Origin of the sequence: Streptomyces mashuensis (assembly GCF_014654785.1) — a bacterium.
GTDB lineage: Bacteria > Actinomycetota > Actinomycetes > Streptomycetales > Streptomycetaceae > Streptomyces > Streptomyces mashuensis.
Map to the genome: position 1 here is coordinate 289851 of NZ_BNBD01000001.1, position 25446 is coordinate 315296.

19 protein-coding genes and 1 pseudogene are annotated in these 25446 nt (G+C 73.9%); 6 read left to right on the top strand and 14 right to left on the bottom strand.

The window, feature by feature from the left end; translation table 11 throughout:
- Positions 1-53: 53 nt before the first annotated feature.
- From IE305_RS01045 to IE305_RS01065, 5 genes and pseudogenes are all read right to left on the bottom strand, one after another.
- Positions 54-1160, bottom strand: coding sequence for a C40 family peptidase (locus IE305_RS01045; protein ID WP_190127418.1), 1107 nt, complete (start codon positions 1158-1160; stop codon positions 54-56).
- Between the two features lie 11 nt (positions 1161-1171).
- The gene (locus IE305_RS01050; protein WP_190127419.1) at positions 1172-1654 is read right to left on the bottom strand and encodes a poly-gamma-glutamate biosynthesis protein PgsC/CapC; all 483 of its coding nucleotides are present in this window, start codon (positions 1652-1654) and stop codon (positions 1172-1174) included.
- 32 nt (positions 1655-1686) lie between these two features.
- Positions 1687-2868: pseudogene (gene pgsB, locus IE305_RS01055) on the bottom strand (poly-gamma-glutamate synthase PgsB); the annotation flags it as partial.
- A gap of 2 nt (positions 2869-2870) precedes the next feature.
- A complete protein-coding gene (locus IE305_RS01060; RefSeq protein ID WP_308440220.1) occupies positions 2871-5075 on the bottom strand; it encodes a HAMP domain-containing protein in 2205 nt (734 codons plus the stop codon).
- Positions 5076-5252: 177 nt separating this feature from the next.
- On the bottom strand, positions 5253-6395 hold the full coding sequence (locus IE305_RS01065; RefSeq protein ID WP_190127421.1) for a CapA family protein: 1143 nt from the start codon (positions 6393-6395) through the stop codon (positions 5253-5255).
- Between the two features lie 18 nt (positions 6396-6413).
- On the opposite strand from IE305_RS01065, the gene IE305_RS01070 reads away from it, so the two are divergent.
- Positions 6414-7436 (top strand): hypothetical protein, encoded by a 1023-nt coding sequence (locus IE305_RS01070; protein ID WP_190127422.1) that lies wholly within the window; start codon positions 6414-6416, stop codon positions 7434-7436.
- Positions 7437-7521: 85 nt separating this feature from the next.
- Here the strand turns inward: IE305_RS01070 and IE305_RS01075 are convergent, their stop codons facing one another.
- The 5 genes from IE305_RS01075 to IE305_RS01095 form a co-directional block, all read right to left on the bottom strand.
- On the bottom strand, positions 7522-9651 hold the full coding sequence (locus IE305_RS01075; protein WP_190127423.1) for a 3-hydroxyacyl-CoA dehydrogenase NAD-binding domain-containing protein: 2130 nt from the start codon (positions 9649-9651) through the stop codon (positions 7522-7524).
- Positions 9652-9724: 73 nt separating this feature from the next.
- Positions 9725-10945, bottom strand: coding sequence for a thiolase family protein (locus tag IE305_RS01080; protein ID WP_190127424.1), 1221 nt, complete (start codon positions 10943-10945; stop codon positions 9725-9727).
- 205 nt (positions 10946-11150) lie between these two features.
- Positions 11151-12422, bottom strand: a complete 1272-nt coding sequence (locus tag IE305_RS01085) for an HRDC domain-containing protein (protein WP_190127425.1) — start codon at positions 12420-12422, stop codon at positions 11151-11153.
- Positions 12423-12517: 95 nt separating this feature from the next.
- Positions 12518-13177 carry a response regulator transcription factor gene (locus IE305_RS01090; protein WP_190127426.1) on the bottom strand — a complete coding sequence of 220 codons (660 nt, stop codon included), beginning with the start codon at positions 13175-13177 and terminating at the stop codon, positions 12518-12520.
- A 269-nt stretch (positions 13178-13446) separates the two neighbouring features.
- Complete coding sequence (locus IE305_RS01095; RefSeq protein WP_190127427.1) at positions 13447-14121, bottom strand: DUF3000 domain-containing protein; 675 nt, start codon at positions 14119-14121, stop codon at positions 13447-13449.
- A gap of 91 nt (positions 14122-14212) precedes the next feature.
- On the opposite strand from IE305_RS01095, the gene hemE reads away from it, so the two are divergent.
- Positions 14213-15253: a uroporphyrinogen decarboxylase gene (gene hemE / locus IE305_RS01100; protein WP_190127428.1), complete on the top strand. Its 1041-nt coding sequence runs from the start codon at positions 14213-14215 to the stop codon at positions 15251-15253.
- Between the two features lie 34 nt (positions 15254-15287).
- On the opposite strand, the gene IE305_RS01105 is transcribed toward hemE, so the two are convergent.
- Positions 15288-16484, bottom strand: a complete 1197-nt coding sequence (locus tag IE305_RS01105; RefSeq protein WP_190127429.1) for a thiolase family protein — start codon at positions 16482-16484, stop codon at positions 15288-15290.
- A gap of 94 nt (positions 16485-16578) precedes the next feature.
- Between IE305_RS01105 and hemG the strand changes: the two genes are divergently transcribed.
- Positions 16579-18045, top strand: coding sequence for a protoporphyrinogen oxidase (hemG, locus tag IE305_RS01110; protein ID WP_190127430.1), 1467 nt, complete (start codon positions 16579-16581; stop codon positions 18043-18045).
- Between the two features lie 18 nt (positions 18046-18063).
- Positions 18064-18777 carry a hydrogen peroxide-dependent heme synthase gene (hemQ, locus tag IE305_RS01115; protein WP_190127431.1) on the top strand — a complete coding sequence of 238 codons (714 nt, stop codon included), beginning with the start codon at positions 18064-18066 and terminating at the stop codon, positions 18775-18777.
- A gap of 61 nt (positions 18778-18838) precedes the next feature.
- Here hemQ and IE305_RS01120 read toward each other — a convergent pair whose 3' ends face one another.
- Positions 18839-20395, bottom strand: a complete 1557-nt coding sequence (locus IE305_RS01120) for an alpha/beta hydrolase (RefSeq protein ID WP_190127432.1) — start codon at positions 20393-20395, stop codon at positions 18839-18841.
- A gap of 208 nt (positions 20396-20603) precedes the next feature.
- On the opposite strand from IE305_RS01120, the gene IE305_RS01125 reads away from it, so the two are divergent.
- On the top strand, positions 20604-21299 hold the full coding sequence (locus tag IE305_RS01125; RefSeq protein WP_190127433.1) for a nuclease-related domain-containing protein: 696 nt from the start codon (positions 20604-20606) through the stop codon (positions 21297-21299).
- A 21-nt stretch (positions 21300-21320) separates the two neighbouring features.
- Here the strand turns inward: IE305_RS01125 and IE305_RS01130 are convergent, their stop codons facing one another.
- Positions 21321-21779: a BlaI/MecI/CopY family transcriptional regulator gene (locus tag IE305_RS01130; RefSeq protein ID WP_190127434.1), complete on the bottom strand. Its 459-nt coding sequence runs from the start codon at positions 21777-21779 to the stop codon at positions 21321-21323.
- Positions 21780-21947: 168 nt separating this feature from the next.
- Between IE305_RS01130 and IE305_RS01135 the strand changes: the two genes are divergently transcribed.
- Entirely contained in the window at positions 21948-24053 is a 2106-nt protein-coding gene (locus tag IE305_RS01135) for a transglycosylase domain-containing protein (RefSeq protein WP_190127435.1), read from the top strand.
- Between the two features lie 79 nt (positions 24054-24132).
- Here IE305_RS01135 and IE305_RS01140 read toward each other — a convergent pair whose 3' ends face one another.
- Positions 24133-25383, bottom strand: a complete 1251-nt coding sequence (locus tag IE305_RS01140; RefSeq protein ID WP_190127436.1) for a polysaccharide deacetylase family protein — start codon at positions 25381-25383, stop codon at positions 24133-24135.
- Between the last annotated feature and the right edge of the window lie 63 nt (positions 25384-25446).

A 25446-nucleotide genomic window follows, 5' to 3' on the forward strand; every position in this document is an offset into this window, starting at 1 on the left:
GGCCCTGCTCCCGGGCCCCGGAGAACAGGGGCCCGGTCGTCACGGGCCCGCCGTCACAGTCGCTTCGCGCTCCGCAGCCCCGTCGCGTAGAAGCCGTTGCCGTCCAGGCGGGCTGTGCCGCCCTTGTCGCCGAAGGTGGGGCCGTTGGCTTCTTCCCGGCTGGAGATGAAGCGGGGTTTGCCGTCGGTGTCCAGGCCCAGGTAGATGCCGACGTGGTCGAGGCGGTCGCCCGTGCGTTTGTCGATCTCGAAGAAGACGAGGTCGCCGGGCTGGAGCCGGTCGGTGGTCTCCGGGCGGTGGCCGGTGAGTTCGAGGACCGGGACGCCCGGGCCGAGGCGGGCCATGCCGTTGGCGGTGCGGGGGAGGCCGTCGCCCTTGGTGTCCTTGCCCAGGAGGGGGTAGCGGGCGCGGTAGCCGAAGACCGTGCGGACGAAGCCGGAGCAGTCCATCGCGCGGTAGCGCTGGGGTTCGGGGCGTTCGGTGGTGCCGTCGCGGAAGGTGTACGGGATGCCGAGGTAGTCGTAGAAGTCCGACTGCTCCAGGCGCAGGTCGCCCGCTTCCGAGCCGTTGGGGTTGATCGGGCCGAACTGGGCGTCGCCCGCGTAGGGGATGCCCTTGGCGTCCTTCTTCAGGGGCGCGCCGTCGAGGTAGTCCGTCGCGAAGGCGAAGATGTCGGGGTCCTTGCTGCCCAGGTGGTCGCCGAACCACTGGCGGAACCAGGCGCTCTTCTCCGCGCCCTCCTTCCACGGCTCCGGCAGCAGCCGCACCCAGCTGTCGGTGGTGACCTTCGCCGTCGTGAAGCTGGGCTCCGTGAAGGTGCGGCTGGGGCCGGTGAGGACGGCGGTACGGGCGTTGTCGGTGAGGGTGGCGAGGACCGTGCCCTCGGCGGAGCGGACCACCGTACGGGCGGGGTTGGCCAGGCGCTCGTAGCGGTACTCGCCGGCCGGGACCGCCTTGCCGGCGGTGGCCGGCGCCCCCGCGCGCACCGACTCCACGGGCGGTGCCGTCCCCTGCTGCTTGTCGCGCAGCTCCACCGTGAGGTACGCGCTGGTGCCCAGCAGGCCGAGCACCGCGAGCGTGTGCAGGGCGCGGCGGCGCCCGGCGCCGCGGTTCTTCTTCCGGGTTCGGTTGCGGCTCCGGTTCTGGTTCCGTCGTGACATGGGTGTGCCTCTCAGGCGGTCGGCATGAAGCCGAGCAGGATCCCGGCGGTGAGGACGACGTAGTTGGCGAGCGAGACCGTGCAGGTGGCCAGCAGCGTGGCGCCGCGCGGCTGCCGGACCAGCTGGTACGCGATGAGGCCCGGCACGATGAAGCCGAGGGTCTGGTTGGTGTACATCAGCGGGAACTGCTGCTGGAGGATCAGGTGGAGGGTGGCCTGGAGGACCACGCCGGTCAGCACCACGGCCGCGAAGAGCCGCTTGCCGTAGAGGATCACGTGCCGTTGCAGCAACAGGGTGCCCAGGTACGTCAGCACGGTGATGCCGACCACCATGGCCGCCCGCTGGAGGTCCTCGACCAGGGTGAGCGCCAGCCAGCCGGGGGTGATCATGCCGCCGGGGGAGAGGTTGGTCGTCAGGTAGCAGACGAGCGAGAACAGCAGCCCCAGGGCGATGCCGATGGCGGCGATCTCCGGAGTGAGAACGGCGGGGATCAACGGACGTCTCCTGTGGTGTGGTGCATGGGTTCGTCGTCGGCCGGCAGCTCCGTCAGGCGCTCCAGCAGCAGCTCGCCCTGGCCGTGGATGTTGCCGATGGCCACCAGCGACGAGCCCGGCGTGAGCCGGCCCAGGATCTCCGCCTCCAGCTCGGCCGCGGGCCGCCGGTCGCCGCCCAGGTCGGTCACGCGGTCCCGCCACTGCGCGGGGATCGCGTCGTACGCGCTCCTGGTGGGGTGGCCGATGAGGAACACCGCGTCGGGCGCGAGGCGCGGGATCAGTTCGCCCATCTGCCCGTTGCGCTCCACGCGGTCCGGGCGGCAGTTGATCAGCACGTTCAGCGGGCGTTCGATCGCACCGAGGCCCAGCAGCTGCTCGACGTTCATCAGCGTCGACTCGGGGTCGTTGGCCGCGAAGACGTTGGCGAACCGGAACGGCATGCCCTCGCGCGTGCGGTAGCGCTCCACGGACAGCACGCCGGGGTCCGGCGGCGCGTCGTACATGCCCCGCAGCGCGGTGGCCCGGTCGACGCCGCACAGCTCGGCGACGGCCAGCGCGATGGCGACGTTCTCCTTGAACGTGAACCAGCCGAAGCCGCGCAGCTCCTCGTCGGTGACGGTCTCCGGGTCGACGGCGATCAGCCGGCAGTTCCGCTTCGCCGCCTCCTCGCGGAGGATGGGCAGCCGGTCCTGCTCCGCCGTGACGCAGACGCCGCCCTGCGGCATGGACCGGCTCAGCGAGCGCGCCACGTCGTCGAGGGTGGGGCCCATCTCGGCGAGGTGGTCCTCGCGGACGTTGCACAGCACGCCGATGGTGGAGCGGATCAGCTTGGTCTGGTTGACCTCCTGGAGCGCCGGCATGACCGCCATGCACTCGATGACCAGGGCGTCCGGCCGGTAGGCGGCGGCGCGCCGGACGATGCCGATCTGCTCGACGACGTTGGCGATGCCGAACTTCCGGTGGACCGGCTCCTCGGTGGCGTCGGGGTGGATGAAGCGTGCCGCGGTGCCGGTGGTCTTGGCGACCGTCACGAGGCCGCCGCCGCGCAGGGCGCCCGCGCACAGCCGGGTGATGGAGCTCTTGCCGCGGATGCCGTTGACCAGCACCCGGGTGGGGATCTGGTCGAGGCTCGCGAAGTGCCGGCGCTGCTCGATCACGCCCGCCACCAGCAGGACGGCGCAGCAGACCACGAGGACCGTGTAGAGGAAGAGCACGGCTACCGGTTCCTTTCCTGCCGTTGCCGGACGAGTTCCTGCCGGATGAGTTCGAGGTTGCGGACGACGGCGCCGACCTCGTCGTGGTGCTGCGGGAACAGCACGGTGCGCCGGTCGCCGGCGGCGAGGGCCTCGGCACGGGCGGCCAGGGAGCGCAGCGGCTGGACGACGACGATGTGCAGCCAGCCCAGGCAGGCGACGGCGGCGGTCACGCCGAGCAGGCCGGCCAGCATGGTGCGCCGCTGGGCGGTGTACTCGGGCAGGTCCAGCCAGGAGGCCGGCTGCGAGCTGACGACCTGCCAGCCGAGGTCCTTGACGGCGCCGCCGCCGGTGAAGGCGGCGGCCGCGGCGATGTCCGGGGTGCCGCCGGAGCGGTGCAGTACGGCCGTGCCGGAGCTCTTGGCGCCCGCGCCGGACGTGGTGAGGGCGAGGTCCTGGAGGTGCCGGCCCGGCAGCGGGGCGAAGGCGCGGAAGCCGTGGGCGCGGTCGGCGGCCACGATGCGCCGGCCCTTGTCGACGAGCCAGACGTGGCCCAGGCCGGGCCGGGTCACCATCGAGACGAGGAACTGCGGGTCGTACTCGCCGACCACGGCGCGCCCGCTGTCGCCGGGGACGGCGGCGTAGGCGGCGACGGCCGGTTCCTTGCCGGAGGTGTTGAGCTGGACGACGGAGTCGGGGTGCGGGGCCCTGCCCTCGGGGTGGCGGGGCGTGGCGCCGGCGCGGGCGAGGACGGTGCCGTCCTTGCCGACGACGTAGACGGAGCGGTAGCGGCTGTGCTCGCGGAGGGTCTTCTCCAGGACGGCCCCTGCGTCGTCCTGCTGGTGGCCCGCCACCGCCTGGGCGGCGGACGCCACGTCGGCCCAGCCCTCGTTGAGGGCCTTGCGGACGCGGTCGGCGGCGGTGTCGGTGCGGCGGCGCTGGTCCTCCACCAGCTGCTGCGGTACGGACACGGTGGTGCCGGCCCGGTTGACCAGGAACAGCAGCGGCGCCGCCCAGGCCAGCAGCAGGACGGCGCACACCGCGACGGTGCCGCGGGTGCCGAAGCCGCCGCGGGCCCGGCCGGCCCGGGTGGGGCGGCCGCCGAGCAGCTGCCGGCGCAGGCTCTCCAGCGCGGCGCCGGTGCGGGCGGCCTCCCGGCCGGGGAAGGAGGGCACGGGCCGGTCGAGGTCGCCGCGGGCGAGGCGGCGGCTCTCCAGGTACAGCCGCAGCAGGGGCCGCTGGACGGTGCGCAGCAGGACCCAGCCGACGACGAGGGCGAGCACCAGCAGGATGCCGGCGGCGGCCAGGCCGAACGTCTGGGTGCGGACGGCGGAGGGGTCCTCGGTGATCTCGACGGCGGTGATGACGGACAGGCCCAGGGTGCCGGCGGCGCTGGTCTCGCCGGGGGCGCGGCCCGCGGCGGCGTAGCCGACGGCGAAGCGGGCGCCGTCGCGGCCCTGGCCCACGAGGTGGCCGCCGGCGCCGGGGTGGCCGCCGGGTTCGGGTGTCTTCGCGGAGTCGGCGGCCGCGGTGCGGCGGGCCTTCTTGGCCCACGCGGTGCGGGCGACGGACGGGCCGTCGCTGGCCAGCACGGTGCCGGCGGAGTCGACGACGAGCAGGGAGCGGTCCTCGCCGGCGGAGATGCCGGGGACGTTCAGGCTGCCGGAGGCGACGAGCAGCCGGGTGCGGTCGCCGGCGCGGAGCGCGGTGACGACGAGCATCCGGGTCTCGCCGGAGGGCAGCCGCACCAGCCGGGGCCCCAGCACGTCGCGCCCCTTGAGGACGGTGGCCAGGGGGATGTTCTCGCCGCGGGCGGCGAGCAGGGTGCCGCCGTCGGGGTCGACGACGGCGGTGCCGCGCCACTTGTTGTAGATCCGGCCGAGCCGGTCGAGGACGACGTCGGGCTCGGCCGCGGCGGCGCCGCCGAACTGCGCGGCGGCGCGCTCCAGGTCGGTGATGCTCTCGTCGAGGGAGGCCCGCAGGGCCAGCGCGCCGTCCTCGGCGACGTGCTGCTGCGAGGCGAGCACGGCGGCGTCGGCGGCACCGCCGTCCCGGTCGCCGAGCACCAGCGCGGTCAGGCCGGCGACGGCCAGCAGCAGCGCGAGCAGGGCGGCTATCGGGGGCCGTGCGCCGCCCAGGAGCGGCATGTCGGCGCGGCGGCGCGTCCGGTGCCGGCGCATCCGGGGCCGGCGGGCGGGGCGCCGGCGGGAGCCGCGCGGTGCGGACAACGGTCTTCCTCTCGGTCGCGGCACGTGGGGCATGCCGGACCGTGGAGTGTCTGAGCTGTCTGCCGCGCTGTGGGGGAACGATGAGCGATCAGATTGTAAGCATTCATTAAAGAATGGACAAAAGGCTCGGCGTGGCTCCTCGCCACCCCCGTCCTCACCCCGCCCACACCCCGGTCGCTACTCCAGCGGTCGCAGCCCGTCCGCCTCCGCGCCCCGGTTGAGCACGATGCCGCGCGTCCGCTCGTACGCGGTCCGGTACCGCGCCCGCTGCCCGGCCGTCAGGTCGTCCCGGCGCAGCGCCGCCCCCAGGTCCACCACGCGGATCCGCGGCTCCAGCTCCACCAGCGTGGGCACGTACCGGGCGTCCGTCACCGACCACCGGCCCTGCCGCTTGGTGAAGGTGAAGCGCCCCATGACGCCCTCCTCCGTGATGCCCAGCGGCTCGGCGTGCCGCGCCACCTGGTTGCCCAGGCCGTACGCGACCCACCGGCCCGACACCTTCTCGAAGGGCTGCACCACGTGCGCGTGGTGCCCGACGACCAGGTCGATGCCGGTCTCCCGGGCGATCCGCCGGGCCAGGGCCAGCTGGGTGCCACTGGCCTCGTTGTGCCCCTCGCGCCCCCAGTGCACGCTGGCGAACACCACCTCGGCACCCGCCGCCCGCGCCCGCTTCTCGTCCCGGGCCATCCGCGCCACGTCGATGGTGTTGGCCAGCCACGGCTTGTCCCGCGGCAGCTCCGTGTCGTTGAACCCGTACGCGTACGACAGCTGCGCCACCTTCACACCCTTGACGTCCAGGATGTTCGGCGTGTCCGCCTCCTGCGCGCTGCGGGCCGAACCGGTGTGCCGCAGCCCCGCCGCGTCCAGCGTGTCGAGGGTGCGCCGCACGCCCTCCGGGCCGTGGTCGAGGGCGTGGTTCGAGGCGGTCGAGCACGTGTCGTACCCGATGTCCTTGAGCGTGCGGGCGATCTGCGGCGGGACGCTGAACTTCCGGTAGCCCAGGAAGGGACCCTTCGGGTCGGCCAGCACCGTTTCCATGTGGCAGACCGCCAGGTCGGCGCCGCGGACCACGGGCGCGATGCCGGCCATGACCGCGGCGAAGTCCGGGCCCGGCCGGCCCGCCTCCTGCGCGTCCTTCCGGGCCTGCTCGGTGATCTCCGGGTGGATCAGGACGTCGCCGCCCGCGGCGAGCGTGAACGACGCCTCGGCCGGCGCCGCTTCGCCACGGGTCCACGCGTACCCGGCCGCCGTCGCTCCGGCGAGGGCCGTCGCGGCCAGGGGGAGCACGGTGCGCAGGCGGAGGGAGCGGGGTCGTTTCATCACGGTATTTTGACCGGCATGAGGCTGAAGGCGGAAATCGCCGCCCCCCGGGTCCGCGCGGTGGCGCCCGTGCTGCTCGGCGCCGTGATGACGGCCGCCCTTCCCGGGCTGACCGGCTGTTCGGGGCCCACCGGGCACGATGCCGCCGCGCCCCGCGCCGGCGACCGCGCCGCCGTGAGCGCGCCGCCCGGCCCCGAGGCCACGGTCGACCTCAAGCAGTGGATCACCGCCTTCACCGACCGCATCGCGCAGGGCGGCCACTACCGCATCCCCGCCGCCGGGGACCGTGAGGCCCTGGCCACGGGCGTACGGCGGCTGGTCGACGGCGACCCCGCCGGCGCCGAACGGTCCCTGGCGCGGGCCGGCTACCACGCCCGTACCGTCGTCGACCGCGACGGCGGCCGGAAGTACGCGGAGGTCGCCGACGCGACGCAGGACGGCGAGGCGACGCGGGGGTGGGGACGGGTGTACGTGGACCTCGGCGCCCCCGTGCGGTGGCAGGTCCAGGTCCCGCACCCCGCGGCCGACCAGCGCTCGGAGCAGCTGGGCATCGGGGTGCTGCGCGGTGCGCCGGGCGGGGTGCTCATCCTCGCGGGGGCGTACCGCAGCGGGGGGCCGGCCGGGGACGAGGATGCCCCGGACGTCGCGCACCGTACGGACTCCGTCTTCGCGGCCGTCGCCGGCGCCCTCGCCGACGCGCGGCTGCCGGCCGTGCAGGTGCACGGCTTCGCGGACAGCAGCCTGCCCGACGAGGACGTCGTCGTCTCGCCCGGCAAGGGCGACGCCGGCCTGCCCGCCGCCCGGCGGCTGTCCGCGGCGCTGCGCCGCGAGGAGCTGCGGGTGTGCGAGGTGTGGAAGCGGTACTGCGGCCGCCTGGAAGGGCGGACGAACGTGGAGGGGGACCACGCGGATGCGGTGGGGGTGCCATTTCTGCACGTGGAGCATGCGCGGCGGGTGCGGATGGATGACGCGCTCGTCGCCCGCGCGGTGCGGGCGCTGACACGCGTGGTGGAGCGGTGGGGCGCGGGGCGGGCGGGGTAGGCCCCGTGCCGGGGCTCCGCCCCGGACCCCGCTCCTCAAACGTCGGAGGGGCTCCCAAGGGAGCCCCTCCGACGGCCTCGGCGGGTTACGCCGGCACGCTCGCCACGCCCACCGGCAGGAACCGCTTGCCGTTGACGCGCTCGGAGACGCCCTCGCGGTCCAGGTACGGCGTGATGCCGCCCAGGTGGAACGGCCAGCCGGCGCCGGTGATCAGGCACAGGTCGATGTCCTGCGCCTCGGCGACGACGCCCTCGTCCAGCATCAGGCCGATCTCCTGCGCCACCGCGTCCAGGACGCGGGCGCGGACCTGCTCCTCCGTCAGGACGGTGTCGCCCTGCTTCAGCAGCGCCGCGACCTCCGGGTCCAGCTCCGGCTTGCCGGAGTCGTACACGTAGAAGCCGCGCTTGCCGGCCTTGACGACGGCCGCCAGGTTCTCGGAGACCGTGAAGCGGTCGGGGAACGCGCCGTGCAGCGTCTCGGAGACGTGCAGGCCGATGGCCGGGCCGACCAGCTCCAGCAGGACCAGCGGCGACATCGGCAGGCCCAGCGGCTCGACGGCCTTCTCGGCCGTCGCGACCGGGGTGCCCTCGTCGATGACGTTCTGGATCTCGCCCATGAAGCGGGTCAGGATGCGGTTGACCACGAACGCCGGGGCGTCCTTGACCAGCACGCCCGTCTTCTTCAGCTTCTTCGCCACGCCGAAGGCCGTGGCCAGCGCCGCGTCGTCCGTGCGCTCGCCGCGGACGATCTCCAGCAGCGGCAGGACCGCGACCGGGTTGAAGAAGTGGAAGCCCACGACCCGCTCGGGGTGCTTGAGCTTGGACGCCATCTCGGTGACCGAGAGGGACGAGGTGTTGGTGGCGAGGATGGTGTGCTCCGGCACGACCGCCTCGACCTCGGCGAACACCTGCTGCTTGACGCCCATCTCCTCGAAGACGGCCTCGATGACGAAGTCCGCGTCGCCGAAGGCGGCGGCCTTGTCCAGCGAGCCGGTCACCGCGGCCTTGAGGCGGTTGGCCTTGTCCTGGTTGATGCGGCCCTTGAGCAGCAGCTTGTCGATCTCGCCGTGGACGTAGGCGATGCCCTTGTCGACGCGCTCCTGGTCGATGTCGGTCAGCACGACCGGCACCTCCAGGCGGCGCAGGAACAGCAGCGCCAGCTGGGAGGCCATCAGGCCGGCGCCGACGACGCCCACCTTGTTGACCGGGCGGGCGAGCGACCGGTCCGGCGCGCCGGCCGGGCGCTTGCCGCGCTTCTGCACCAGGTTGAAGGCGTAGATGCCGCTGCGCAGCTCGTCGCCCATGATGAGGTCGGCCAGCGCCTCGTCCTCGGCGTCGAAGCCCTGGCGCAGGTCGCCGTTCTTCGCCGCGGAGATGATGTCCAGGGCGCGGTACGCGGCCGGGGCCGCGCCGTGCACCTTGGAGTCGGCGATCGCCCGGCCGCGCTCGACGGCCTGGTCCCAGGCCTCGCCGCGGTCGACCTCGGGGCGGACGACCTCGGTGTCGCCCTTGAGGACCGAGGCGGTCCACAGCAGCGACTGCTCCAGGAAGTCGGCGCCCTCGAACAGCGCGTCGGCGATGCCGAGGTCGAAGACCTGCTTGCCGCGCAGCTGCTTGTTCTGGTTGAGCGAGTTCTCGATGATGACCGACACGGCGCGGTCGGCACCGATGAGGTTCGGCAGCAGCGTGCAGCCGCCCCAGCCGGGCACCAGGCCGAGGAAGACCTCGGGCAGCGAGAAGGCGGGGAGCGCGGCCGAGACCGTGCGGTACGTGCAGTGCAGGCCGACCTCGACGCCGCCGCCCATGGCCGCGCCGTTGTAGTACGCGAAGGTGGGCACGCCCAGCGAGGACAGGCGCTTGAAGACGTCGTGGCCGCCCTTGCCGATGGCCAGCGCGTCCTCGCGGCGCTTCAGCAGCTCGACGCCCTTGAGGTCGGCGCCGACGGCGAAGATGAACGGCTTGCCGGTGATGCCGGCCGCCACGATCTCGCCGGCCTTCGCCTCCGCCTCGACCTGGTCGAGGGCGGTGTTGAGGTTGGCCAGCGACTGCGGGCCGAAGGTGGTCGGCTTGGTGTGGTCCAGGCCGTTGTCGAGCGTGACGAGCGCGAAGCGCCCGGCACCGCCCGGCAGGTCGAGGTGGCGGACGTGCGCCTGGGTGACGACCTCGTCCGGGAACAGCTCGGCCGCGCCCTTCAGGAGCTCTGCGGTGGTGCTCATGCCGCTCCCTCGCTGCGCTCGGTCGGGCATGCGCACATGCTGCCCCTTTTGACTGTTCGCTCGCTGCGCTCGCTCACTTGTCGCCCCCCTCGAAGTGCGGGTTCTCCCAGATGACCGTGGCGCCCATGCCGAAGCCGACGCACATGGTGGTGATGCCGTAGCGGACCTGCGGCTGCTCCTCGAACTGACGGGCCAGCTGGGTCATCAGCCGGACGCCGGAGGAGGCCAGCGGGTGGCCGAACGCGATCGCGCCACCGTACTGGTTGACGCGCTCGTCGTCGTCGGCGATGCCGAAGTGGTCCAGGAACGCCAGGACCTGGACGGCGAACGCCTCGTTGATCTCGAAGAGGCCGATGTCCTCGATGGTCAGACCGGCCTTGGCCAGCGCCTTCTCGGTGGCCGGCACCGGGCCGATGCCCATGACCTCCGGCTCCACGCCGGCGAAGGCGTAGGAGACCAGGCGCATCTTCACCGGCAGGCCCAGCTCGCGCGCGACGTCCTCGGCGGCGATCAGGGAGGCGGTGGCGCCGTCGTTCAGGCCGGCCGCGTTGCCCGCGGTGACCCGGCCGTGCGGACGGAACGGGGTCTTCAGCCCGGCCAGGTTCTCCAGCGTGGTGCCCGGGCGCATCGGCTCGTCGGCGGTGGCCAGGCCCCAGCCGGTCTCGCCGCCCTCGGGCGAGGTGCGGCGGACGGAGATCGGCACCAGGTCGGCCTGGATCTTGCCGTCGGCGTACGCCTTGGCGGCCTTCTCCTGGCTGCGCACGGCGTACGCGTCGGCACGCTCCTTGGTGATGTGCGGCAGGCGGTCGTGCAGGTTCTCCGCCGTCATGCCCATGAACAGGGCCGACTCGTCCACGAGCTTCTCGGAGACGAAGCGCGGGTTGGGGTCGACGCCCTCGCCCATCGGGTGGCGGCCCATGTGCTCGACGCCACCGGCCACGGCCACGTCGTAGGCGCCGAAGGCCACGCCACCGGCGACGCTGGTGACGGCGGTCATCGCACCGGCGCACATGCGGTCGATCGAGAAGCCGGGCACCGACTGCGGCAGGCCGGCCAGGATGCCGGCGGTGCGGCCCAGGGTCAGGCCCTGGTCGCCGATCTGCGTGGTCGCGGCGATGGCGACCTCGTCGATCGTGGCCGGGTCCAGGTCCGGGTTGCGGCGCAGCAGCTCCCGGACGCACTTGACGACCAGGTCGTCGGCGCGGGTCTCGTGGTAGATGCCCTTCGGGCCCGCCTTGCCGAACGGGGTGCGGACGCCGTCGACGAAGACGACGTCCCTAGCGGTACGAGGCACGTTGGCTCTCCTCCAGGTGCGGATCGCTGCGCGCGGGCATGCCGGTACGGCTCCGCCGCGGTGCGGACTGACACCGTCATGCTACTTGCGGGTAACCACGCTGCACAGACCCTCCGGCGGGAGCGTTGAAGGTCACATTCCCCCGGTGCACGGACGCGGGGCGGGCCGGAGAAATCCAGCCCGCCCCGCGTACGGAGAACCGGCGTCAGCCCGCCGTGGCCAGCGCCTTCACCAGCACCGGCGTGGTCTGCTCGATCTGCCAGGGACGCGCGCCGTGCGCGGCGAGGAGCTCCGCCACCGCCTCCGGCGTCACCGTCCGCGGCGGCTCCCAGCACAGCCTGCGCACCGTGTCCGGCGTGAGCAGGTTCTCCTGCGGCATGGTCAGCCGCTCGGCCAGCTCCGACACGGCGGCGCGGGCCGCCGACAGGCGGGCCGCGGCGGCCGGGTCCTTCTCGGCCCACGCGCGGGGCGGCGGCGGGCCCGTCAGCGGCTGGCCCGGCTGCGGCAGTTCCGCCTCGGGCACCGCGCGGGCGCGGTCGATCGCGGCCTGCCACTGCTCCAGCTGCTTGCGGTTCACCCGGCCGAACCCGGACAGCGCGCCCAGGGCCCGGACGTCGGTGGGCAGGGCGAGGGCGGCCTCGACGATCGCGGCATCGCCCAGCACCTTGCCGGGCGAGACGTCGCGGCGCCGGGCCAGGTGGTCGCGGACGGTCCACAGTTCGCGGACCACGGCCATCTGGCGGCGCCGGCGCACCTTGTGCATGCCGGACGTACGGCGCCAGGGGTCCTTGCGGGGCGGGGCCGGCGGGGCGGCGGCGATGGCGGCGAACTCCTGGCGGGCCCACTCCAGCTTGCCCTGCCGGTCCAGCTCCGCCTCCAGGGCGTCGCGCAGGTCCACCAGCAGCTCCACGTCCAGCGCGGCGTAGCGCAGCCACGGCTCGGGCAGCGGGCGGGTGGACCAGTCGACGGCGGAGTGGCCCTTCTCCAGGGCGTAGCCGAGGACGTTCTCGACCATGGCGCCGAGCCCCACCCGGGCGAAGCCCGCGAGCCGCCCGGCCAGCTCCGTGTCGAAGAGCGTGGCCGGGGTCATCCCTATCTCCCGCAGACAGGGCAGGTCCTGCGTGGCGGCGTGCAGCACCCACTCGGCACCGGAGACGGCCGCGCCCAGCGAGGAGAGGTCCGGGCAGCCGACCGGGTCGATCAGGGCGGTGCCGGCGCCGGCGCGGCGCAGCTGGACGAGGTAGGCCCGCTGTCCGTAGCGGTAGCCGGAGGCGCGCTCGGCGTCGACCGCCACGGGGCCGGTGCCCGCGGCGAAGGCCGCGACCACCCGCTCCAGGGCGGCTGCGTCGGCGACCACCGGGGGGATGCCCTCACGGGGCTCCAGCAGGGGAATCGGCGCCGAATCGACGTCGTCCGGGGGGCCGCCCCCGGTGGTTCGCAGTGTCGTGTCTGCTGCGGTCTCTTGGGCGTCGGTCACTGGTCAAGGGTATCTGTGGATGGCAAGCGCCCGGCGCCGGAACGTTCCGGCGCCGGGCGCGGCGCGGTCGGGGCGGCCCCGGGCCGCCGGCGGGCTCAGTGGATGATGCCGGTGCGCAGCGCCACCGCCACCATCCCGGCCCGGTCGCCGGTGCCGAGCTTGCGTGCGATGCGGGCCAGGTGGCTCTTGACGGTGAGCGCCGACAGGCCCATGGAGACGCCGATGGCCTTGTTGGACTGGCCCTCCGCAACCAGCCGCAACACTTCCACCTCGCGTCCGGACAGCTCGCGGTAGCCGCCGGGGTGGCCCGGCGCGCCGGGCGGGCGCCGCTGCATGCGGGCGGCGGCCGAGCCCAGCGGGGCGGTGCCGGGGCGGCCGGGCACGCCGAGATTGGTGCGCGTACCGGTGACGACGTAGCCCTTGACGCCGCCGGCCAGCGCGTTGCGTACGGCGCCGATGTCGTCGGCGGCCGACAGGGCGAGGCCGTTGGGCCAGCCCGCGGCGCGGGTCTCGGAGAGAAGCGTCAGGCCCGAACCGTCGGGGAGGTGGACATCGGCCACGCAGATGTCGCGCGGGCTGCCGATGCGCGGCCGTGCCTCCGCGATGGACGACGCCTCGATCACGTCGCGCACGCCCAGCGCCCACAGGTGGCGCGTGACGGTGGAGCGCACCCGGGGATCGGCGACGACGACCATGGCGGTCGGTTTGTTCGGGCGGTAGGCGAGGCTTGCGGGTTGCTCGAGGAGAACGGACACCTGGCCTCCAGTGGGGGAGTGGCGGGGACGGGTGCCGACTTGGGGATAAGCCGGTGCAATTCCGTATCGGAAGGGTCACAAGGTCCTTCGGCACGCGAACGGCCCAGCTTTAGACAATGATCACGAATTGGTGAGTAACAATTCGGGCAATTCAGGCGATTGACCTACGGTTTCGTCACCCGAACGGCCCAGCTCTGGCCCGCGCTCAGGCCCCCACGGCCCCCCGCCGGCCCCCGCCCGCCCTCGCCGGCGGCCGTCAGCGGCTGTTGTCAGCGGCTGTTGTTCGGCCCCCGCCGCTGCGGCAGCGTCACGATGCCCGCCTCCGGCGCGCCGCCCGGCGGCAGCCCCGCGATCTGGCACAGCAGGTCGCACCAGGCCGCCAGGTGCGCCCCGGTGTCCGGCACCCCGGCGCCGCCCACGCCGCCGACCACGGCGGACGCCTTCCCCGGCGCCGGCGACCACGACGCGCGGATCTCGATCCGCGTCGACGGCTCGCGCTCCCGCAGCCCGCCGAAGTAGTGCGAGCCGGCCCGCGTCACCGTGCCGCTGGGCGCCACGTACGGCACCCTGCGCGCCTCCAGCGCGCCGGTCAGCCACGACCAGCACACCTCCGGCAGCAGCGGGTCCGCCGCCATCTCCGGCTCCAGCTCCGCGTGCACCAGCGTGACCAGGCGGAACGTGCCGCCCCAGGCCTCGTGCCCCGCCGGGTCGTGCAGCAGGATCAGCCTGCCGTCCGCCAGCTCCTCGTCGTCCACGACGACCGCCGCCTCCAGCGCGTACGAGTACGGGGCGAGGCGCTGGGGCGGCGGCGTGGGGTCGAGCTCGATCTCGGGCCGCAGGCGAACCCCTTGCAGCCCCGCGACCGCCTGCCGGAAGACGGACGGGGTCTCCTCCCCGCCCGCGTCGTCCGGACCGTCCGAGAGGTGTCCCTGCGCCGCAGCCATGCCCGGAAGACTAGGCCGAACCGGCCCCGGTTCCGGGTAGGGACACCCACACGGGCGGGTCACTCGTTCGGCCCGTGCGAAGATTTGGGGCATGAGTGAGGACGCGGTTCACGATTCGGCTTTTCTGCGGGCGTGCCGGCGCGAGCCGGTGCCGTACACGCCCGTGTGGTTCATGCGGCAGGCAGGCCGCTCGCTCCCCGAGTACCGCAAGGTGCGCGAGGGCATCCCGATGCTGGAGTCGTGCACCCGGCCCGAGCTCGTCACGGAGATCACGCTCCAGCCCGTGCGGCGGCACGGCGTGGACGCCGCGATCTTCTTCAGCGACATCGTGGTGCCGCTCAAGGCCATCGGCGTCGACCTCGACATCAAGCCCGGCATCGGCCCGGTCGTCGCCGAGCCCTTCCGCACCCGCGCCGACCTCGCCCGGCTGCGCGACCTCACCCCCGAGGACGTGCCCTACGTCACCGAGGCCGTCCGCCTGCTCACCGCCGAGCTCGGCGGCACGCCCCTCATCGGCTTCGCCGGCGCGCCCTTCACCCTCGCCAGCTACCTGATCGAGGGCGGCCCCTCGCGCTCCTACGAGCGCACCAAGGCCATGATCTACGGCGACCCGCAGCTGTGGGCCGACCTGGTCGAGCGCCTCGCCCGCATCACGTCCGCCTTCCTGAAGGTCCAGATCGAGGCGGGCGCGAGCGCGGTCCAGCTCTTCGACTCCTGGGCGGGCGCGCTCGCCCCCGCCGACTACCGCCGCTACGTCCTCCCGGCCTCGGCGTCGGTCTTCGCCTCCGTCGCGGAGTACGGCGTGCCGCGCATCCACTTCGGCGTGGGCACCGGTGAGCTCCTCGGCCTGCTGGGCGAGGCCGGCGCGGACGTCGTGGGCGTCGACTGGCGCGTCCCGCTGGACGAGGCGGCCCGCCGCGTCGGCCCCGGCAAGGCGCTCCAGGGCAACCTGGACCCGGCGGTGCTCTTCGCCCCGCGCGAGGCGGTCCGGGCGAAGACGGACGAGGTGCTCGCGGCCGCGCGCGGCCTGGAGGGCCATGTGTTCAACCTGGGTCACGGCGTCATGCCGGCGACCGACCCGGACGCGCTGACGCACCTCGTGGAGTACGTGCACGAGCGCACGGCGCGGTAGGGCTTCGCCCCGGGGACTTCTCGTCCCCGGGGAACTACCGCTCCAGCACCATCGCCTGCCCCTGCCCCACCCCGATGCACAGCGCCGCCAGGCCCACGCCCGAGCCCGCGGCGGCGAGCTGGTGGGCCACGGCGCCCGCCAGGCGGGCGCCCGAGCAGCCCAGGGGGTGGCCGACGGCCAGTGCGCCGCCCCGCTGGTTCACCAGCGACGGGTCCAGGTCCGGCCACTCCGCGAGGCAGCCCAGGGCCTGGGCCGCGAACGCCTCGTTCAGTTCGACGTGCGTGAGGTCGCCGAAGCCGCGGCCCGCCTTCTCCAGCCCCCGCCGGACCGCACGCACCGGGCCCAGGCCGTACAGGTCCGGCTCGATGCCCGTCACCGCCGTCGCCCGCACCCGGGCCAGCGGCTCGCGGCCGGTCGCCCGCAGGCCCTCCTCGTCGCACAGCAGCAGCGCCGCCGCGCCGTCGTTCAGCGGCGAGGAGTTGCCCGCCGTGACCGTGCCCTTCCCGTCCGTCCGGAAGACGGGCTTCAGCGCGGCCAGCGCCTCCGCGGACGTCGTGTCGCGGATGCACTCGTCACGCGCCAGGGCGACGCCCGGCAGCGGCACGACCTCCGCGTCGTACCCGCCCTCCCGCCAGGCCCGTGCCGCCTTCCGGTGGCTGGCCAGCGCGAACGCGTCCTGCTCGGCGCGGCCGATGCCGTGCCGGTCCGCGATGCGCTCGGCACCCTCGCCCAGCGAGACCGTCCACTCCGGGGGCATCGCCGGGTTCGTCATGCGCCAGCCCAGGGTCGTGGAGTACATCCGCTGGTCGCCCGCCGGGTAGCCGCGCTCCGGCTTGGGCAGCACCCAGGGGGCGCGGCTCATCGACTCCACGCCCCCGGCCACCACCACGGACGCGTCGCCCAGGGCGATCGCCCGGTAGCCCTGCACCACGGCCTCCAGGCCCGAGGCGCACAGCCGGTTCACGGTCGCGCCCGGCACCGTCACCGGCAGCCCCGCCAGCAGCACCGCCATGCGGGCCACGTTGCGGTTCTCCTCGCCGGCACCGTTGGCGTTGCCCAGCACCACGTCGTCGATCCGCGCCGGGTCCAGCTCCGGCGACCGCGCCACCAGCTCGCGCAGCACGTGCGCGGCCAGGTCGTCCGGACGCACGGCGGCGAGCGCCCCGCCGTACTTCCCGACGGGGGTGCGAACGGCGTCGACCACGTACACGTCCCGGATGCGATCGTTCATGCGCGCGAGTCTTCGCCCGCACCCTTGCCCTGTCAATGGGGTGGCTGCCGGGCCGCGGACGCCGGTTTGAGAGAGTGAAGGCATGAGTGGGGACATGAGCGACTCCGTCCACCCCGTCCACCCCGGCCGGCCGCACGTGGCCGTGATCGGCGGCGGCATCTCGGGGCTGGCGGCAGCACACCGCCTGACGGGCGGCGGTGTCCGCGTCACGGTCCTGGAGGGCTCCGGGCGCGTCGGTGGCAAGCTGTACGCGGGGGAGATCGCCGGGATGCCCGTCGACCTCGGCGCCGAGTCGGTGCTCGCCCGGCGGACCGAGGCCGTGGACCTCGCCCGCGCCGTCGGCCTCGGCGACCGGCTCCAGGCCCCCGCCGCCACCGCCCTCCTCTGGACCCGCGGCACGCTGCGGCCCCTGCCCGGCGGCCACATGATGGGCATCCCCGGGGACCTCGCCCCCCTCGCCGCCTCCGGCGTCCTCTCCCCCGAGGGCCTGGCCCGCGTCGCCGGCGACGCCACGCTGCCGCCCCTCGACCTGGGCGAGGACGTCGCCCTCGGCGAGCTCGTCGCCGCGCGCATGGGCCGCGAGGTCGTCGACCGGCTGGTCGAACCGCTGCTCGGCGGCGTCTACGCCGGCGACGCCCTCCGCATCTCGCTGCGCGCCGCCGTCCCCCAGCTCTTCGAGGCCGCCCGCCACGCCCCCTCCCTGGGCGAGGCCGTGCGGCAGCTCCAGGCCCGTGCGGCGGCGGCGCCGAGCAGCGGCCCCGTGTTCCAGGGCATCGAGGGCGGCATCGGCACGCTGCCGCTCGCCGTCGCCGACGCCGTACGCGCCCGGGGCGGGGTGATCCGTACCGGCGCCCCCGTCACGGGCCTCGCCCGTACCGGCGACGGCTGGCGTGTCGAGCTGCCCGGCGGCGAGGTGCTGGCCGCCGACGCCGTCGTCCTGGCCGTACCGGCGCCCGACGCCGCCCGCATCCTCGCCCGCGCGGCCCGCGCCGCCGGCGCCGGGACCGCCGTCGACGAGCTCGCCGGCGTGGAGTACGCCTCGATGGCCCTGGTCACCATGGCCTTCCGCCGCTCCGACGTGGAGGGGCTGCTGCACGGCAGCGGCTTCCTGGTGCCGCCCGTCGACGGCCGGACCATCAAGGCCTCCACCTTCTCCAGCAACAAATGGCGCTGGAACGCCGACGCGGACCCGGACGTGTTCGTGCTGCGCACCTCGGTCGGCCGGCACGGCGACGACGCCGGTCTGGAGCTGCCCGACGCCGAGCTCGTGGCCCGCTCGCTCACCGATCTCGGCGACGCCGTGGGCCTCGCCGCCGCCCCGCTGGAGACCCGCGTCACCCGCTGGGACGGCGGCCTGCCCCAGTACCCCGTCGGTCACGTCGCGCGCGTCGCCCGCATCCGCGAGCACGTCGCGCGCCTGCCCGGCGTGCGGGTGTGCGGCGCGGTGTACGACGGCGTGGGCATCCCGGCCTGCATCGCGAGCGCGTACCGGGCGGCCGGCGAGATCCTCGCGGACCTCGCCGCCCCGGCCGGGGGGCCGCGGCACGGCCGGGGAGAGTGACGAGGGAGAATGGGAACCATGACTGACGCGCAGAAGACCCCGAATGCCGGGAAGAAGGCCAAGGACCTCAACGAGGTCATCCGTTACACCCTCTGGTCGGTGTTCAAGCTGCGCGACGTCCTGCCGCAGGACCGCGCCGGCTGGGCCGACGAGGTGGAGGAGCTCTTCGCGCAGCTCGCGGAGAAGGACGTCACCGTCCGCGGCACCTACGACCTGTCCGGCCTGCGGGCCGACGCCGACGTCATGATCTGGTGGCACTCGGAGACCTCCGACGCCCTCCAGGACGCCTACAACCGCTTCCGCCGCACGAACCTGGGCCGCGCCCTGGAGCCCGTGTGGTCCAACATGGCGCTGCACCGCCCGGCGGAGTTCAACAAGTCGCACATCCCGGCGTTCCTCGCCGACGAGGAGCCGCGCGACTACGTCAGCGTCTACCCCTTCGTCCGCTCGTACGACTGGTACCTGCTGCCGGACGAGGACCGCCGCCGCATGCTCGCCGACCACGGGAAGATGGCCCGCGGCTACCCGGACGTCCGGGCGAACACGGTCGCCTCGTTCTCGCTGGGCGACTACGAGTGGATCCTGGCCTTCGAGGCGAACGACCTCTACCGGATCGTGGACCTGATGCGTCACCTGCGCGCCTCGGAGGCGCGGATGCACGTCCGCGAGGAGGTGCCGTTCTTCACCGGCCGCCGCAAGGCCGTGGCCGACCTGATCGCCGGGCTGGCCTGAGCCCCCGCATCGCGAACGCCGGCCGTGCTGGAGATCCAGCGCGGCCGGCGTTCGCGCGTCCTCAGGTCGTCGTCGCCCGCGGCTCCGCCCTGGGGGCGCAGTACGCGCGGCGCGCCGGCACCTCGCCCGTCAGCAGGTAGCGCTCCAGGTACCGGTTGACGCACGCGTTGGGGCCGCCCGCGATGCCGTGCGTGCCCGCGCCCCGCTCGGTGACCAGGGCCGAGCCCGCCAGCCGGCGCTGGAGCTCCAGCGCCCCCCGGTACGGCGTCGCCGCGTCCCGCTCCGCCGCCAGCAGCAGCGTGGGCGGCAGCCCGGAGCCGCGGCCGACGTGGAGGTCCACCGGGCGCTGCCGCGGGCCCTTCCAGAAGGCGCACGGCAGGTTCATGAAGGCGTTGCTCCACGTCTCGAAGGGTGCCCGCCGCGCCAGGCGGTCGTTGTCGCGGTTCCACCGCTGCCAGGAGCGCGGCCAGACGGCGTCGTTGCACTCGACGGTGGTGTAGACGGCGTTCTCGTTCTCCGCGGCCCGGGCCCCGGCCAGGCCCGGCGCGGCGATGGCGACCAGCGGCTGGTCGTCGCCGCGGAGGTAGGCCGACAGCGCCTCGGCGTTGCGCGCCCAGTGGCTGTCGGTGTAGCCGGCCTTCAGCATCGCGCCCTGCATCTGGGCGGGGCCGACCACGCCGCCGGCGGGGTGCTGCTCCAGGCGGTGGTTGACCTTCTCGTACGACTCCAGCACCTGCCGCTCCGTACGGCCGAGGTGGTAGACGGCGTGGTGCCGGGCGACCCAGCGCCGCCAGTCGTCGAAGCGCCGCTCGAAGGACATGGACTGGTCGAGGTTGTTGCCGTACCAGATCTTGCGGGGGTCGGGGTTGACGACGCTGTCGAAGACCATGCGGCGGACGTGCGTGGGGAAGAGCGAGGCGTACAGGGCGCCGAAGTAGGTGCCGTAGGAGGCGCCGACGTAGGTCAGTTTCCGCTCGCCGAGCGCGGCCCGCAGCACGTCGAGGTCGCGGGCGTTGTTGAGGCTGGTGAAGTGGCGCAGGTCGGAGCCGTTGCGGCGGGCGCAGCCGCGGGCGTAGGCGCGGGCCTTGGCGATCTGCTTCTTCTTGTACGCCGCGGAGGGGTGCTCGGGGGCGGGGGTGGGGCCCTTGGCGAAGGTGGCCGGGTCGGTGCAGGACAGCGGGGCGGAGCGGCCGACGCCGCGCGGGGCGTAGCCGACGAGGTCGTAGACCTCGGCGACGTTGCGGTAGGCGGGGAGCCGGCCGACGAGCGGGTAGAACATGCCGTTGCCGCCCGGACCGCCGGGGTTGAACACGATGGCGCCCTGCCACTCGTCCTCGTCGCCGGTGGCCCGGGCCCGGCTGACGGTGAGGCGGATGTGGCGGCCGTGCGGGTGGGCGTAGTCGAGGGGGACGGAGACGGTGCCGCACTCGATGGGTGCGGGCAGGCCCTCGGAGGCGGGGCAGTCGCCGAAGTCGATGCCGTCGGCGGCGGCCTCGTACGCGGCGAGGGCCACCCCGCGCTCCTCGGCGCCGCGCTCGAGGGCGCTGGCGCTGGGCAGACCGGTGAGCCCGGTGAGGATCAGGGAACCCAGGGTTCCGTAGACGGCGGCTGCTCTCACTGGGCGGTCCCTTTCCGTTGCCCTGTATGTAATTCGGCAAAAGGGATAATTGGGTCGTCAGTTGGCGAAGTAAAGCACCGGGATCGGATGTCGGCCGCGATGCGCCCGAAGGGACCCAGCGCGGCGCCCGGCGCCGCACGGCCGGCGGCCGGGCCGTGATCGATGGGTTGGCCACCTGGCTTCTGCGGCAAGATGGCGGGAGGGGGTGATGGGCGTGTGCGAGCGGCCGGACGCGAAGAGGAGCCCGAACGGAAAGCGCTACGACCCCGAGAGGCTCTTCCTCCCCCCGGACGACGATCTCGCCCCCAACCGGCCCGGCGAGACGCTGCGGGTCCGGCTCGACACCTCGCGCACCGGCCGCCTCGGGCTGGTCCTCGCCCGGCTGCTGGGCCGCCGCCCCGTGGAGGACGCCTGGCGGCGGTCACTCGCCGCCGAGCGGCTGGTGGGCGCCGAGCTGGACGGCCTGGCCGCGGCCGGCTGGGAGGTGGTGCACTCCATCGCGCTGCCCGGCGACGCGGTCGTGCCGCACCTCCTCATCGGCCCCGGCGGGGTGTTCTGCGTGGCGCCCGAGCCGGTGCGCGGGGCGCACGCGGAGGTGGGCGAGGAGACGGTACGGGTGGCGGGCGAGCGGCACGGCCGCCCGTGCGTCCGCCGGGTGCGGCAGGCCGCCGCGCGCTGCGCGCCGGTGCTCACCCGCGGCTGCGGCTTCCTGGTGCGGGTGCACCCGGTGCTGGTGCTCGTGGGCGCCGCCGGCGTCGAGGTGACGCCGGCGCTGGAGGACGTACGGGTCCTGCGGGAGGACGAGGTGGCGGGGCTGGGCGCGCTGGGCGGGGCGCTGCACCCCGACCGGGTCGACCGCGTGCACACCGTGGCCCGCAACCGCCGGGTCTGGCTCGCCGCCTGACGGGGCCGGCCGCGGAGAGGACTACCAGGCGCGCGGCAGGCCGTCGGCCAGCAGGCGGCGCAGCAGCTCCGCGTCCTGGTCGGTGAGGCCGTCGACGAAGCGGGTGAGGACGACCTCGCGGTCGGCGCGGCCGTCGAGCACCTTGAGCATGCGCCGGGCGGCGAGGCCGGCCTCGTCGGTCAGCGGCGCGTAGGCGTAGGCGCGGCCGCGCGGGGTGCGGGTGAGCACCTCCTTGGCGTGCAGCCGGGAGAGGATCGTGACCACCGTGCTGTAGGTCAGCTCGCCGGGGAGCGTGCTCTGCACCTCGCGGGGCGTGAGCGGGGCGCCGGCGCGCTGCAGCGCCGCGAGGACCTCGCCCTCCAGCGCGCCGCTCGCGCGGCGGCGCGCGCCCTGGCGCACGACGACGGCCGGTGGGGCGGCCGTGGCGGCGGTCGGTGCAGCGGCCGGGGTGGCCGTGTCCACGGGCGGGGCCGTTTCCATCTGTTCTCGTCTGTTCCTTCTACTGCGCCGCCCGCCGGACGGCGGGAGGTATCTACAGGAGTGTAAAGGAAATGAGGGGAACGTCCGGTAACCCGCCGGATCTCCACATTCCGGCTGTGGCAGACTCCGCTCGAAAGCACGCACGACCAAGGCGGAGGGTGGGCCCATATGGCCGGAAGGCGCAGAAGCACGACGCACGCCGGCAAGCCCGCCGCGCCCCGGTCCGCGGGCGGCAGGGCGGGCGCGGCGGCCCGCGGCCGCCGCCGGGCGGACCCCGGCCCGCTCGTGGACCGCCTGCCCGCATGGCTGCCACGCCTGCTGCGCCGACTGCGCCCCGCCTACCCCCGCCCCGGCCGCTCCGGCATACGCCGCTGGATACCGTCCTGGCGCCAGGCCCTCGGCCTCTTCGGCTACGTGACGGGCGCCGTCGTGGTGCTCGTCGCCGTCCTGTACGCCCGCACGGACATACCCGCCGACCTCAACGCCTTCGCCACCCAGCAGGACAACGTCTACTACTGGGCCGACGGCACCGAGATGGCCCGCACCGGCCCCGTGGACCGGCAGGACACCGCGCTGGAGAAGGTGCCCGAGAAGGTGCGCTGGGCGGCGCTGGCCGCCGAGAACGAGACCTTCTACTCCGACAGCGGCGTCTCGCCCAGCGGCATGACCCGCGCCGTCACCAGGATGGTCACCGGCGGCGACACCCAGGGCGGGTCGACCATCACCCAGCAGTACGTGAAGAACGCGTACCTCAACCAGAAGCAGACGCTCACCCGCAAGGTCACCGAGATGATCATCGCGGTGAAGCTGGACAACAAGCTCAGCAAGGACGAGATCCTCGAGCGCTACCTGAACACCAGCTGGTACGGGCGCGGCGCCTACGGCATCCAGCGCGCCGCCCACGCCTACTACGGCAAGGACGTCTCCCGGCTGAACCCCAGCGAGGGCGCCTTCCTCGCCTCCCTCCTCAAGGGCGCGGCGCTCTACGACCCGGCGCTCGGGCCGAAGAACCACGAGCGCGCCGTGGAGCGCTGGAACTGGATCCTCGACCGCATGGTCGCCATCGGCAAGCTCTCGCCGCAGGAGCGCGCGGGCTACACCCGCTTCCCCGAGCCGCAGGCCCCGCCCCGGCCCGCCGGCCTCGACGGCCAGACCGGCTACCTCGTCGACACCGCCCGCGCCTACGTCACCGCGCACTCCAGCCTCACCGACGCCGACCTCGACCTCGGCGGCTACCAGATCCGCACCACGTTCGAGAAGCCGCGCGTCGACGCCCTCGCCAAGGCCGTCGCCGACGCCACCGCCAAGTTCGACCCGGAACGCCGGGAGGCCGACCGGAACGTACGTGTGGGCGCCGCGTCCGTCACCACCGACGGCCGCATCGTCGCCCTCTACGGCGGGCCCGGCTACCTCAAGCAGGGCTTCAACGACGCCAACTCCTCCGTCGTCCCGGCCGGCACCGCCTTCATGCCCTTCGTCTACGCCGCCGGGCTCGCCGACGGCGTGCAGCTCACGCGCGGCGGGCCGCGTACGCCCGTCACGCCCGCCACCGTCTACGACGGCGACGACAAGGTGGCGATCCGTACGCCGGAGGGCCCGTACTGGGACCGCTCCGGGAAGATCGTCAAGACGGCCAACGACGGCGGGAAGTCCTGGGGGAAGGTCACGCTGAAGGAGGCCCTGGCCCAGTCGGTCAACGGGCCCTTCGTCCAGCTGGGCATGGACGTGGGCCTGGACCGGGTGGGCGACACCGCCGTCCGCACCGGCCTGCTGGCCGACAGCCTCGGCTCCCGCACCCCCGGCTTCTCCCTCGGTACGAGCACGCCCAGCGCCATCCGCATGGCCGACGCGTACGCGACGTTCGCCGCCAAGGGGATGCACACCGAGCCGTACTCCGTCGCCCGGCTCAGCCGCAACGGCGACCCGGTGGAGATCGAGAAGCCCACCGCCGAGCGCGCCCTGCCGGCCTCCGTCGCCGCCGCCGTCGACGACGGCCTCAAGGAGGCCGTGCGCCGCGGCTCCGCGACCGCCGCGCAGGCCGCCGGCGCCGGCACGGCGGGCAAGACCGGCACGGCCCCCGACCACAAGTCCGCGTGGTTCGCCGGCTACCGCGACGCGGTGGCCACCGCGGTGTCGCTGTCCCGCATCGACCCCGCGAGCCAGGAGCTCCAGCCTTTGGACGGCCTCGGCGGCGCCCCGAAGACGGCCCCGCCGAGCACGTACGCCGCGTACCCGGCGGACATCTGGACACGGGCGGTGACGGGGCGGCGGTAGCCGGACGGTCCGGAGGCGTTCACGTGTGGCACTTCGGCCGGGCGGGAGGCAGAAGTGCCACAGACGGCTGCCGGCCGTCCTACTTGAGGAACGTCCTCCAGTCCGGCGCCTGGGCCGGGTCCAGGCCGCGGAGCTTCTCCAGGACCTTCGGGTCCTGGGCATCGAGCCAGTCGGCCAGCTCCTTGAAGGAGACGCAGCGCACGTCCTTGCGCGTGCAGACCGTCTTCACGACGTCCTCGACGGCCTTCATGTAGATGCCGCCGTTCCAGTCCTCGAAGTGGTTGCCGACGTACATCGGGGCGCGGCTGCCGTTGTAGACGCGGTTGAAGCCGTTCAGGTAGCCGTCGCGGGTCAGTTTGCGCCATTCGTCGTACTTTGCCGGGTCGCCCTTGGTGTTGTCGCCCGACTGGTTGTAGAGGAAGTTGAAGTCCATCGAGAGGACCTGCTTCTCGCTCTTGGGGTACGGCAGCAGCTGGAGCGGGAAGTTCCAGATGCCCTGGGACTTCGTGGGCCACAGCTGGAAGTCGCCGGGCGAGCTGGCGTCGTAGCGCCAGCCGAACTCCTTCGCCGCCTTCAGCAGGTTCTTCTGGCCCTCCAGGCAGGGGGCGCGGCCGCCCGCCAGCTCCTTCTTGAAGTCGAACGGCAGCGGCGGCAGGTCCTTCCAGCCGGTGTTCGTCTTCCAGTTCTGCACGAAGGCGTAGGACTGCTCGATCTCGCTCTTCCACTCCTCCTGCGACCAGTCGCCGCCGCCCTGCTTGCCGCAGAAGTGGCCGTTGAAGTGGGTGCCGATCTCGTTGCCGTCCTGCCAGGCGGCGCGGAGCTGGCCGAGGGTGTCCTTGATGTGGGCGTCCGTGGCGTACGAGATCGCCGCCTCGCCCGCCGCGTGCTGCGGCGGCTTGTACAGGCTCGCCTTCGACTTCGGCAGCAGGTACATGCTGCTGAGGAAGAAGGTCATGTGCGCGTTGTTGTCCTTGGCCACCTTCCGGAAGTGCGAGAAGAGGTGGTCGTCGCCCTCCAGCGCGCCGTCCCAGGAGAACACCACGAACTGCGGGGGCTTCTCGCCGGGCTTCAGCTTCTCCGGCTTCGGCTGGTTCGGCTGCGGGCCGGTGTACGCGGTGGAGCCGTCCCCGAGGACGTGCACCTTGCCGTCCCAGGACTCCGTGGGCGACGGCGCGGGCGAGGCACCCGTCCCGGCCGAGGGGGCCGCCGACGCGGCCGCGGGCGTCCCCCCGCCCCCTTCCCCGGAGGCTCGGGTCAGCCCGACGACCAGCGCGACGGCCACGCATATGGAGCTCAGAGCCGTCACGCCGTACACAGACCTCTTGGACAACTCGCACTCCCTGGCGCATGTACAAACGTTCAGGGCGTCAGTATCACAGGAGCCTGTGAAGGC